This is a genomic window from Weissella thailandensis, assembly GCF_005405465.1.
Classification (GTDB): domain Bacteria; phylum Bacillota; class Bacilli; order Lactobacillales; family Lactobacillaceae; genus Weissella; species Weissella thailandensis.
This window is the reverse complement of record NZ_BJEC01000028.1, coordinates 1-11,819: the sequence shown is the minus strand read 5'-3', so window position 1 is coordinate 11,819 and position 11,819 is coordinate 1. Positions and strand designations below refer to the sequence as shown.

The window sequence follows — 11,819 nt, the reverse complement described above, 5'->3', positions numbered from 1 at the left end:
AAATACTAGACCCAAATTAAATTACCGTTTAACAATCCACTCTGACCAGGGATTCCAGTATCAAAATTATGAATATGTCTCACGTTTGCAGAACAACCATGTGTTTCAAAGTATGAGTCGCAAAGCGACCTGTCTAGATAATGCTATGGCGGAGAGCTTCTTTCATCTCTTGAAGGTAGGAACTGTCCATAATAACCATTATCAAAACTATGACGAGCTGAAGTCTGCCGTCAATAATTATATCTATTACTACAACAATAAACGGATTAAAACAAAGCTGGCCGGAAAAACTCCGGTTCAATACCGAAGTCTTTCCGACCAGCTAGTTGCTTAAACTTCTCTCCAATTTTTGGGGTTCAGTTCAGCTCCTTCTTATTCTATTAGTTATTTCTTACTTTGCATACTCGATGGCACGCGATTCACGAATAACAGTTACTTTAATATGGCCTGGATAATCCAAATCGTTTTCAATTTGGTTTCTAATATCACGGGCTAAGACAGTTGATTCAATATCTGAAACAGCTGCTGGTTCTACAATCACACGAACTTCTCGGCCAGCCTGAATAGCATATGATTTTTCAACACCATTAAATCCATTTGCAATAGATTCAAGTTGTTGCAAACGTTGAACGTAATTCTCCAACGACTCTGATCGTGCACCTGGTCGTGCTGCTGAAATTGAATCTGCAGCAGCAACCAGAGCAGCAATCACAGAGTCTGGCTCAACATCCCCGTGGTGTGATGCAATCGAGTTGATCACAACTGGACGCTCTTTGTATTTCGTTGTCAATTCGACACCTAACTCTACATGAGAACCGTCTACTTCATGATCTATGGCTTTACCAATATCGTGTAATAATCCTGCGCGCTTGGCAAGCGTAACGTCCTCCCCTAACTCAGCTGCCAACAAGCCAGTTAGTTTTGCGACTTCTATTGAATGAACAAGGACATTTTGTCCATAACTTGTTCGATAATTCATCCGACCAACAGTTTTAACCAGGTCAGGATGCATATTATGGATTCCCAAATCGAAAATAGTCTGTTCCCCAACCTCACGAATATGCTCATCCATCTCTTTACGAGACTTCTCAACCATTTCTTCGATACGGGCAGGATGAATACGACCATCCGCAATTAGTTTCTCCAACGTGTTTTTAGCGATTTCACGACGAACAGGATCAAATCCACTTAGAACAACCGCCTCTGGTGTATCATCGATAATCAAATCAATACCAGTAACAGTTTCAAGTGCTCGAATATTACGACCTTCACGACCAATAATACGACCCTTCATATCATCATTAGGAAGTGTCACAACAGAGACTGTCGTTTCAGCAACCATATCAGCTGCTGAACGTTGAATCGCACTGACAACCAGGTTTTTAGCCCGCTTATCCGCTTCTGCAGTAGCACGTTCGTCACTATCTTTGATCATCTTAGCTCGTTCAGAAACCAATGATTCCTTGGTTTCTGACAAGATTTGATTACGAGCCTCTTCACGTGACAGGTTAGCAACTTCAATAAGCTTTCCTTCACGCTCAGTAACTAATTCTTCAGCTCGCTTTTGCTTATCATTGACACTTTGCCGTTGATGATCTAACTTTGTTTCCTTGTTCGAAATAACTTCTTCACGTTTCTGCAAAGAAGCATCTTTTCGATCCAACACAGATTCACGACTTACCAAACGATCTTCTTGTGATTTTACTTCAGAACGGCGTTCTTGTAATTCACTTTCAATACGTTGTTGGTAACGTTGGCTTTCATCTCGCGCTTCAACAAGAGCTTTTTTCTTTAATTGCTCTGCATCAGTAGCAGCTTGATTCGTTATATCTGTAGCCGTTTGCTGTGAAACAGTTAGCGTATGGTTAATTTTTGTTTTAGCCACCGTGTAACCAATTCCACCACTAATTACGATTGCGACAAGCAACAACAGGATGATCAATACTATGTTCATCTTGTTTCTCCTGTCTAGAGAATTGACTTTTATGTCAAATCAATAGTGTTTTTTTGCGCTTAATAACACATACTTAATTTTAGGCTTTTCTATATAATAAGTCAATCAAAGTAATAGTAGATGTAAGTGACAAAAAACCGTCATATCAACATTCCTTTCTGCTATCGTTTTTCAAAAATGATAACAATATTAATATAACGGTTTTATATTTTTTAAATTTATTAATTAACGTTTCACTCGTAAACGTAAAAGATAGCTCATCACACAACGAATAATGACGGCCAAAACTGGCGCAACATACAACCATGGAGAAATAAAGATACCTAAACCTGCTGCTAATAAGAGCAAAATAATAATTGGTAAACTAGCCAACGATAACATTCTCTTATCAATCTGAATCAAACGATCAGCAGTCGCCCATAATTTTTCTAAATCAGCTACATTAGCAACGTGAATATCAGCATTAACATCTGGTCTGTCCACGGCCACGGTAATCGTATCTGTTTGCGTTGGTAAATTATCCTGATTCGTCACAAACATCGTGTTATTTTTAGATGTCCACTGTTCTTGCTGTGCTGCCTTTTCAGTTGGTGTTAAATCTGACTTTACTTCGTCCAAGGAAGTCATAATATTCGTTAATTGCATCGTTGCCCCAATCGTATCACCAGAGGCAATTTTTACATCTAAATGCCGGGTAGTAAAGAACCGGTCTAAAGAAAGTAAGGCTTTATTTAAAGTATCACCAAAAGTGATGACACCAATTACTTGTAAACTATCAACGACATAACTAACTGAGTTACCCAACATTTTGTAAGTTTCCAAGGCATTCAAATCGACATCATAGCCTTCAGCCACCACTTCAGCTGCCGACAAAACTGCAAAACGTTCATTTAAAATGACCCCTTTTATCCCAGCACCATCAATAATTTCAGGTTCAGAAGCCGTTGATGGAAAGACACCATGATTTTCTGCATACTGCAAAATCGACTTTGACAAAGCTGAAGTTTCGTCCATTGATAATAAACCGGTCGCTATTCCTAAAATATCGAAATCACTATATCTTTTATCCAATGACAGGATAGAATGTACTGTCATATGATTATCAGTTAAAATACCACTTTTTTCTGTAATGATCGTTGTTACTTGTGGTAACTTTTCAATAACCCGAGCATTTTTAAAGTTTACACCATTGGTTGCTAGTTTTTCTAAACTTTGCTCTCGATGCCATCCAGACCATAGCGCTGGCAAATTTGCATCGGTAATCAACAAAACGGATGCCATAGTCGTTAGACCATAAATCCAATTGGTTGTTAATCCAAAGAATAGTAGCGCATAAATAGCCAACAACATCGTAGTAATGTTCAATCGGTGAGCCGTTCTTTTCATAGGAGCATTTAAAATAATCGATAGTGTTTCCTTTTGTAAGGCTCCCAATGATATAAGCAATAAAGCCATACCTAAAAATAAGATTGGCAAGGTCATCGTTAAAATAGCGTACCCTGTCATGTTAGTTAGATAAATCCAAAGAACAGCCAAATACCAAATGGTCTGGCCTAAAATCGGTAACCAGAGTGTCACAACACGTAGCTGTTTTTGTTGATATAAGGCCTGCTTAATCATTCGGTCATCCGTATAAACAACCATCACAGCGGCTATCCCAAAAATAGTCATTGTCATATTCTTTATATGCGCCGGCATTAATGTGGAAGTACCCACTAATATTGGCAAAAACAACGCAGATAATACTGCTAATATAAGCATAACTATTGCATATTGAGAATAGCGAATTCGACGTATCGGCATATCTTAAACTCCTCATATATTCAGAATGATATTGATAAAAAAATAACCGTGTCCACGGGACACGGTTATTTATAAGAAGGAGATGGAGGGATTCGAACCCTCGCGCCGGTTTCCCGACCTGACGGTTTTCAAGACCGTTCCCTTCAGCCAGACTTGGGTACATCTCCATAAATTGCGGGTGTAGGATTTGAACCTACGACCTTCGGGTTATGGGCCCGACGAGCTACCAGACTGCTCCAACCCGCTATGATATAAATAAAACACCTATTAGATGTCAAAGGAGATAGGGGGATTCGAACCCTCGCGCCGGTTTCCCGACCTGACGGTTTTCAAGACCGTTCCCTTCAGCCAGACTTGGGTATATCTCCATGAATGTTTGTATTAACACAACCACAAGACTTATCATACCTCTCCTTAGGATGATTGTCAAGAGTTTATATATTTTACCTCATTCACTTATAAATAAACAAGTCACATTTTATTTTCCTAATTAATAAAAAAAGAGTCACTTATACCCATTTACAGCTCATCTCAATTCGGGTACTATAATACCACATTAATCAATAGACAAAAAGTAATAATCCCCTCACAGCTAACTCTTAACAAATAATTCATATCCATCATGGAGGAAAATATGCTTAGTTTAATCGGATTGGCACTGGTTATATTAGGATTACTAATTACCATTCTTGGCCAAACTGCACCACTGATTCGCCTTTATTTTGGTGATAAAAGTGTCATTTCACAAATTATTTGGGGCCTGATCTTTTTTGCTATCGGTGCCTTAATTCTTATATATAATGCTATTAATATGTAAAAGTTATATCTATCAGTTAGAAAAACGTTAGTCCCATCTTTTTCATATAAGACTAAAAGTGGTCGAGACAAAACAAATATCTCAACCACTTTTTTGCTAAAATGTATTAATTATAAGCTGTAAACTTTATAGTATAACTATTATCCAAAAAGTTAGAGCCGATATATAAGACTATTTTTTAAACCAACTTTTTTATAAACTCACCCACGCCACCATCATCATTATTACCTGTAATAAATTCCGCATGCCTTTTGAGATCTGCCACCGCATTGTCCATGGCAACAGGGTGACCAACTAACTCAAACATTGGTATGTCATTGTGACCATCCCCAAATGCATATGTACTTTCTACATCAATATGCTCTGTCGCCAAGACATACTTAATACCATTAGCTTTTATTGCCTGACTGTTAGTAATCTCTAAATGGTTTTTACCAGAACGCTGAATAACGACAGTTTCTTCGCCTTTGTTGTTCAAATACTGTATCAAACTTTGCATGGTCTCTTCGTCAAAAATAATTATCATAATTTTGTACACATCCAAGTTTCCCTGTAACAAGTTATGAAAATTAACGATTGTTGGTGTCTGTCCAGTTATTGCGCTTTCTAACTTAATCCCGTTGTCTATTACCTCCGAATACCAATGATTTTCATCATAAAAACTAAGTGAAATATCTGGGAATTGTTTACAAACACTTTCTACCAAAGACTTTGCGACATGAAATCCAATTGGTTTCTTCTGCATCACCCTTCTGTTGTTACCAGTTCCTTCATAAATAATTCCGCCATTAAAGCCAATTTGAGGCCCTCTCAAATCTAACGTATCAATTGCAAAATCCATTTCTACTGGTGCTCGTGCCGAAACTAACGTAAACGGAATATCAATGTTCTTTATAATGTCAATATTATGTTGCGGAATACCATTATCTGACCCTAACAAGGTTGAATCCATATCTGAAAAGAAGTGTTCAACTACCATTATTCATTTCCTCCCTTTATATAAATAGTATTATACATAGTTAATTCTGGAAATAACAGTCGCCCGCTAACATACAAAAAACCTGGCACAACAACACGTCGTTGTTATGTCAGGCACCTGTAAATTCATTAAAATGCGAACGGAGGGGGTCGAACCCTCACGGTATTTCTACCACAGGATCCTTAGTCCTGCGCGTCTGCCAATTCCGCCACGATCGCATACCATGTTGAAAAACATCAACACAGTTAATACTATCAAATATACTTATCATATGCAAGAACTCTAATGGCCGTATACCATTAGAAAGTATGCCACTTAAATATTAAATTGTTATTCTGGCGCAACCATTGTTAAGCCAATTCGTTGTCGTTTCTTGTCAATTTCAACTACCCAGACAGTCACAATATCACCGACGGCAACGACACTATGTGGATTATTCACGCGTTGCTTCGATAATTTAGAAATGTGCACCAATCCATCTTCATGAACACCAATATCAACAAAGGCACCAAAATCAACTACATTACGCACTGTCCCTTGAAGCTGCATCCCCACTTCTAAGTCATCTAAAGTTAGTACATCAGATCTTAATGTTGCCATCGGTGCATCATCTCGTAAATCGCGGCCAGGTTCAATCAATGAAGAAATAATATCATGTAGTGTTGGATATCCTATCGACAATTGTTGTGCAAATGACGGTGTATCAAACTCATGTAAAGCGCTACTTGCACTTTCTCCCAAGTCTTTCACAGCAGCTGTTTGCAATACTTTCTCTGCTACATGATAAGATTCCGGATGAATATCGGTATTATCTAAAGGATTATTTCCCGCAGGGATACGTAAAAATCCCGCAGCTTGCTCAAATGCCTTTGGTCCTAACTTAGCAACCTTTTTTAACTGCGAACGGGTTTGGAATTGCCCATTTTCATTTCGATACGCAACAATATTTTTTGCAATCGTCGTCGTTAAACCAGCAATACGCGTCAATAATTGTGGTGAAGCAGTATTTAAATTAACGCCAACCTGATTCACGGCTGTTTCTAGCACGTGATCTAGCTCCAGAGAAAGTTCCTTTGTTGGTAAATCATGTTGGTATTGCCCTACACCAACAGCTTGTGGATCAATTTTAATTAATTCAGCCATTGGATCTTGTAATCTTCGTGCAATTGAAATAGCTGATCGCTGTTCAACTGGTAAATCCGGAAATTCAGCTCGTGCGACATCACTAGCCGAGTATACCGAAGCCCCCGCCTCATTAACGACCACATACCTTAACTCCGGTAGCTCATTTTTAATGATATCAGCAATAAATTGCTGTGATTCACGAGAAGCCGTACCATTTCCAATAGCCACTAATGTCACCTGATACTTTTTAACTAACTTAATGATCGTTTCTCGAGCACCCTTAGGATCATATTTCTGTGCCTTATGTGGGTAAATAACTGCTTTATCTAAAAATTGACCTGCTTTATCCACGACCGCCAATTTCGAACCCGTTCTAATTCCTGGATCAAATCCTAAAACAATCTGACCACGAAGCGGTGCTGCCATCAATAGATGGTATAGATTTGTACCAAATACTTTAATCGCATCCCCACTAGCTCTACCAAATAAAGTTTTTCGAATTTCACGAGCAATGGCTGGACCAATAAAACGTTTATACGCAGCTTGGGCAGCCTGGACTAATATATCAGTAGCTGGACCTGTTTTACTGCCAACCAGACGAAACTTCAAATAACGAATGATAGCATCTTCATCAGCAATGATATTACCAGATAATATTCCCTCGCTTTCACCACGATTAATGGCTAATATTTGATGATTCAAGACCTTTTTTACAGGTACATCAAAATCGTAATAAAGCTCAAAAACACCTTGCTCATCTTTTTTGTCCGCACCACGTTTGAGTTTGGCAACAAAATGTCCTTTATTCAAAGTATATTGACGTACCCAATCACGCAAACCAGCGTTTTCGCCAATTACTTCCGCAAAAATTTCATGAACGCCCGCAAAAACAGCCGCAACATCTGAAATTCCTTTATCTGGATTAATATATTTAGTCGCTTCATCTTGCAAACTGCCACCTGGAAAAGTTTGAATGAATTGTGCAAAGGGCATTAACCCGGCTTCCTTAGCAACCGTTGCTTTTGTTTTACGCTTTTTCTTATAAGGAAGATAAATATCTTCCACTTTTTGTAGCGTATCAGCCGTGACGATTGCCTGCTGAATACCCTTTGTCATCATCTTCTGTTCAACAATTGCCTTATAAACTGTTTGTTTTCGCGCTTGTAACTCGACTAATTGTTTAGAAGTTGATTGAATATCACGAATTTGTACCTCGTCCAAATTACCTGTTGCTTCTTTACGGTAACGCGCAATAAACGGTACGGTATTTCCTTCATCTAATAAGTCCGCCACTGCTTTTACTTTATGCGTCGGCAAATTCAACTGCGAGCTGACGTTTTTGGCAATATCGATGTCTAACACATCATTCATTTCTGACACCTTTGTCATTATGCAGTGACCGTTGTAAAGATACGGCGAATTTGTGCTAAGAATTTATCCATATATACATCTTGGTCTGCTTCTGATTGTCTAAAATCAGCTAAGTTTACTTGTTGCGAAGTAACATCTAAAGAATCAGCCATTACTTTAGTGGCTGTTGTATAATCCATAAAGGTTTGTTTGACCATTTGATGAGCACCGATAAATCGAACTGGCGCCGTCACACGATTTAATTTTTTGGATACATCTTGATAAATTTCAACCACATTCTCAAACTCAGTTGCCACTTCAACAAATTCCTCATTTGGTAGTTGTGCCAACTGATCATTTTTTAACACATCATCTAATTTTTCAAAAAAAGGCGCTACACGATCGCCAGCTTCTTGGATTGTTTCAATTAATTCGCTTAATAGCATCCCATATTGTTGCGTTGTCATATATTTTTTCTTAGGCATATTTATTCTCCTTAATACATTTCATTAGCTTTTATGTCATTATAAATCATTTTTAATACTTAAAGATAAAAAGACCAGGAAATACTCCTAGTCTTTAAAATTTTAAATTGTCTTATTCAGTAGATAACAACCCAAAAGGTCCTACCTACCTAAACATTTCATTTTAGTCTACTGTATCAAGTAAAGCATACTTACCATCACGTCGCTTATAAACAACCGCTGGTAAATCAGTTTCAGCATCTTGGAAAATAAAGAATTCGTGTCCTAGAAGCTCCATTTGTAATACAGCTTCTTCCGCATCCATTGGCTTCAAATCAACATGCTTTTTACGAACAATTTCTATACCGTCATCTTCGGTCTCAGCTTCCCGTGCGTCAGCAACGGTTGTTGGATCTACTGCCATGAAATCAGTATTTGCTAATCCCTTATAACCTTTTTCACGAGACTTACGGTTAACTTTCGTCTTGTACTTTCGAATTTGACGTTCTAACTTATCAGAAACAAAATCAACTGTCTGGTACATATCCGTTTGCGTATCTTCTGCACGAAGTAACAAGTATGGTAATTGAATAGTTACCTCTGTCTTAAACGTACCTTCCTTGTATGATCGTACATTAACGCGAGCGATATAACTAGCTTCAGTATTTAAATAACGCTCAAGTCGAGAAATACGCTTTTCAATGTATTCTGACATCGCATCAGTGATTTCAATGTTTTCACCACGTACCTTAAATTCTAGCATAATCCTGTCTCCTGTCTGACTAAATTTATAAGATAATATCCCCCAAAATTTTTATCTTACATGCCGTTAAAGATTCATTTCTGTATCCTATCGGTAAGTATATTGTAACATATTGATAACAAAAAAAGAAAGCGTTAACATTCAAGGAGCATCACCATCACTATCTGGCAAGAGTTAATGATGTAACTTCCACGGCGCCAGCTGCCATTAAACAATGTGCAGCATGTCTTAACGTACGCCCTGTTGTATAAATATCGTCTACTAAGCAAATTCTCTGATTTACCAAGTTAATACCTGGTTGCCGTAAAACAAAAGGTTGCTTTGTACACAATCGTTCATCCCTTGTCTTTTGCGACTGTTTATCTTTTTTTACCTCTCGACAAATTAATAACTCTTCAAATGTCATCCCATCTAGCCAACCAATTACTTGGTTAAATTGACGTTTCGTAAATGTATCAGTAGTTATTGGGATTGGCACTATCATATCCGCCTGGGCTTTAATTAGCCTTTGTTGCATAACTTGTTTAAAAACATTCCGAAGATGGTAACCGCCTTCAAATTTGTAGGCCTTAAAATATCGTTTCATCTGTGCATCATACTTAAATAATGATTGGTTATGTATTTTAGGATAACCTAATCGAAACCAACGCTGACAGTCGATACAATATTTTTGCTCTGTTGTAATCTGACATTCTAAGCATGCCTTCTCGGGATCAATTTGTTGAAAATTATCATAACACATTTTACAAATAAAAGTTGCCCTATATACTGAAAAATCGCAAAAATCTCGTAACTGCCATGAATTATTTATATTTAACTGACATAGTTCACATTTCATAATGTTTTCCTAAATTGTTTAAGTAGTGTATTTCTGCAATTGCATTTACCACTTGTTTTGTTTTTTCCTGAACATAAACTCTAACTAATCCATTAGGGCGATCTGCACTACGGCCACACCTACCAGCTATCTGGATCAAGGCTGCCGCCGAAAAAACCGGTTCATCACCACCTAATATTAATACATCAATTCCTAAAAAAGTCACACCACGTTCTAGTATCGTTGTTGTTACAAGGCCATCAATTAACCCGTCGCGCATTGCTTGTACTTTTTCTAACCTAGTAGCGTCAGCTGCATAAGTGCCTAAAATTTTGAGTCCGTATTTCTCGTTTTTTATTTGATTGATAACATTTTCTATGTCTTTTACTTGAGGGACAAAAACCAAAAATTTTATTCCCTTATTTTTTAAATGTATCATTTGCCTAACTACTCTTATAGGTAACCTTTTACGCCATTTATTAACCCTTTGTACACTAAGATTAGGTAGCGGTTGACCATGAAAACGAAGTGGTAATGTCGACAATAATACTTCCTGACGCCTAACCATTTTTTTCAAAGTCGTATTCAGAGTTGCTGTTAAAAAAAATATAATACCATCTTTCTTTAGCGCTTGATAAACAGATGTAACGAGCAATTGACTATTTGCATATGGAAAAGCATCTGCTTCGTCCAATACAATAACATCAAATGCCTGCTTAAACTTCATTAATTGATGAGTCGTTGCCAGTATTAACTGCGTATATTGGTACTTATCTTCAGTACCTCCAAATAACACAATAAATGGTACATTAAAGGCTGCTTTAATTCTTATTTTTAATTCAAGAATAACGTCAATTCGTGGCGAAACAATTGCAATTCGCTTTTTTTGTTTGATTGCTAATGTTAACATCAGAAATAACATTTCCGTCTTTCCTGCACTTGTAACTGCATAGGTTAAGTGGGACTTTCCTTCTTTTAAAGCTTTAATTTGTTCATCAGACACCTGTTGTTGTAAAGAGGTCAATTTTCCCTGCCAAGTACATGGATTAACTATTGTTTCAAAATCATTAGGTTCCTCAATCGTTACCAAACAATGTTTTGTGGTAATTCTTCCCATGTTAGCGCACTGCCAACAGTACTTTTCAGCACCAGGTAATTGCCAATGCATTAAAATTTTACTATGGCAACGTCCGCAGTAGCCATTATCAATTGCTGGTATAACACTAGCTTTTTTAGGTAGCCGATGACAGTCTTCTGTACGATATACCACTAAGCGACCATATAAAATAGATTTATCCTGATTGTCTACCATAATTTTCCCCTAACCAGTTATTAAAGACGAAGAAAATTATATTTTGTACAAAAAAAGCAGCCCACATATTACTGTGAACTGCTTCCAATTGCATCGCGACGTCCTATCCTCGCAGGAGGCGATCCTCCAACTACTTTTGGCGCTACTGAGCTTAACTACTGTGTTCGATATGGGAACAGGTGTGACCACAGTGCCATCATCACGACACGTGTTATTGAGTGAACTTAGTTCCCTCAAAACTGAATCATAATTGCTTATTTTTCTTGCCTTACACCACTTGCTACTTGGTTAAGTCCTCGAACCATTAGTACTAGTCCGCTCCATGTGTCACCACACGTCCACTTCTAGCCTATCTACCTCATCATCTCTGAGGGGTCTTACTTCATTTCTGAATGGGAAATCTCATCTCGAGGCGAGTTTCACACTTAGATGCTT

General features: G+C 37.8%; 10 protein-coding genes, 4 tRNA genes and 2 rRNA genes. 2 read left to right on the top strand and 14 right to left on the bottom strand.

What is annotated here, in order from left to right:
- Positions 1–334, top strand: a 334-nt coding sequence (locus FFM62_RS09580; RefSeq protein WP_137604531.1) for an IS3 family transposase, incomplete at its 5' end; no start/stop codon positions are given.
- 57 nt (positions 335–391) lie between these two features.
- Here the strand turns inward: FFM62_RS09580 and rny are convergent.
- From rny to FFM62_RS09555, 5 genes are all read right to left on the bottom strand, one after another.
- Entirely contained in the window at positions 392–1,954 is a 1,563-nt protein-coding gene (rny, locus tag FFM62_RS09575) for a ribonuclease Y (protein ID WP_075269103.1), read from the bottom strand.
- 225 nt (positions 1,955–2,179) lie between these two features.
- On the bottom strand, positions 2,180–3,757 hold the full coding sequence (locus FFM62_RS09570; protein ID WP_115471726.1) for an ATPase P: 1,578 nt from the start codon (positions 3,755–3,757) through the stop codon (positions 2,180–2,182).
- A gap of 77 nt (positions 3,758–3,834) precedes the next feature.
- Positions 3,835–3,924: transfer RNA gene (locus FFM62_RS09565), tRNA-Ser, on the bottom strand.
- A gap of 5 nt (positions 3,925–3,929) precedes the next feature.
- Positions 3,930–4,003, bottom strand: a tRNA-Met gene (locus tag FFM62_RS09560).
- 32 nt (positions 4,004–4,035) lie between these two features.
- A tRNA-Ser gene (locus FFM62_RS09555) sits at positions 4,036–4,125 on the bottom strand.
- 266 nt (positions 4,126–4,391) lie between these two features.
- On the opposite strand from FFM62_RS09555, the gene FFM62_RS09550 reads away from it, so the two are divergent.
- Positions 4,392–4,574, top strand: a complete 183-nt coding sequence (locus FFM62_RS09550) for a hypothetical protein (RefSeq protein WP_115471725.1) — start codon at positions 4,392–4,394, stop codon at positions 4,572–4,574.
- Between the two features lie 178 nt (positions 4,575–4,752).
- Here the strand turns inward: FFM62_RS09550 and FFM62_RS09545 are convergent, their stop codons facing one another.
- From FFM62_RS09545 to FFM62_RS09505, 9 genes are all read right to left on the bottom strand, one after another.
- Positions 4,753–5,553, bottom strand: coding sequence for an HAD family hydrolase (locus FFM62_RS09545; RefSeq protein ID WP_115471724.1), 801 nt, complete (start codon positions 5,551–5,553; stop codon positions 4,753–4,755).
- Positions 5,554–5,687: 134 nt separating this feature from the next.
- A tRNA-Leu gene (locus tag FFM62_RS09540) sits at positions 5,688–5,771 on the bottom strand.
- A gap of 112 nt (positions 5,772–5,883) precedes the next feature.
- Positions 5,884–8,049 (bottom strand): Tex family protein, encoded by a 2,166-nt coding sequence (locus FFM62_RS09535; RefSeq protein WP_240005943.1) that lies wholly within the window; start codon positions 8,047–8,049, stop codon positions 5,884–5,886.
- A 17-nt stretch (positions 8,050–8,066) separates the two neighbouring features.
- Positions 8,067–8,513 carry a hypothetical protein gene (locus FFM62_RS09530; RefSeq protein WP_115471722.1) on the bottom strand — a complete coding sequence of 149 codons (447 nt, stop codon included), beginning with the start codon at positions 8,511–8,513 and terminating at the stop codon, positions 8,067–8,069.
- Positions 8,514–8,676: 163 nt separating this feature from the next.
- Positions 8,677–9,255, bottom strand: coding sequence for a ribosome hibernation-promoting factor, HPF/YfiA family (gene hpf / locus FFM62_RS09525; RefSeq protein ID WP_115471721.1), 579 nt, complete (start codon positions 9,253–9,255; stop codon positions 8,677–8,679).
- 160 nt (positions 9,256–9,415) lie between these two features.
- The gene (locus FFM62_RS09520; RefSeq protein WP_115471720.1) at positions 9,416–10,093 is read right to left on the bottom strand and encodes a ComF family protein; all 678 of its coding nucleotides are present in this window, start codon (positions 10,091–10,093) and stop codon (positions 9,416–9,418) included.
- Positions 10,083–11,384: a DEAD/DEAH box helicase gene (locus FFM62_RS09515; protein ID WP_115471719.1), complete on the bottom strand. Its 1,302-nt coding sequence runs from the start codon at positions 11,382–11,384 to the stop codon at positions 10,083–10,085. The genes FFM62_RS09520 and FFM62_RS09515 overlap by 11 nt, the downstream gene beginning before the upstream one ends.
- Before the next feature lie 90 nt (positions 11,385–11,474).
- A 5S ribosomal RNA gene (rrf, locus tag FFM62_RS09510) occupies positions 11,475–11,591 on the bottom strand.
- 77 nt (positions 11,592–11,668) lie between these two features.
- Positions 11,669–11,819: ribosomal RNA gene (locus tag FFM62_RS09505) — 23S ribosomal RNA — on the bottom strand; the annotation flags it as partial.

What these genes read in the sequence shown, in the direction of transcription:
- FFM62_RS09535 (WP_240005943.1), bottom strand. Translation starts at nt 8,049, where the DNA reads ATGAATGATGTGTTAGACATCGATATTGCCAAAAACGTCAGCTCGCAG.
- rny (WP_075269103.1), bottom strand. Translation starts at nt 1,954, where the DNA reads ATGAACATAGTATTGATCATCCTGTTGTTGCTTGTCGCAATCGTAATT.
- FFM62_RS09550 (WP_115471725.1), top strand. Translation starts at nt 4,392, where the DNA reads ATGCTTAGTTTAATCGGATTGGCACTGGTTATATTAGGATTACTAATT.
- FFM62_RS09545 (WP_115471724.1), bottom strand. Translation starts at nt 5,553, where the DNA reads ATGGTAGTTGAACACTTCTTTTCAGATATGGATTCAACCTTGTTAGGG.
- FFM62_RS09570 (WP_115471726.1), bottom strand. Translation starts at nt 3,757, where the DNA reads ATGCCGATACGTCGAATTCGCTATTCTCAATATGCAATAGTTATGCTT.
- FFM62_RS09520 (WP_115471720.1), bottom strand. Translation starts at nt 10,093, where the DNA reads ATGAAATGTGAACTATGTCAGTTAAATATAAATAATTCATGGCAGTTA.
- FFM62_RS09515 (WP_115471719.1), bottom strand. Translation starts at nt 11,384, where the DNA reads ATGGTAGACAATCAGGATAAATCTATTTTATATGGTCGCTTAGTGGTA.
- FFM62_RS09530 (WP_115471722.1), bottom strand. Translation starts at nt 8,513, where the DNA reads ATGCCTAAGAAAAAATATATGACAACGCAACAATATGGGATGCTATTA.
- hpf (WP_115471721.1), bottom strand. Translation starts at nt 9,255, where the DNA reads ATGCTAGAATTTAAGGTACGTGGTGAAAACATTGAAATCACTGATGCG.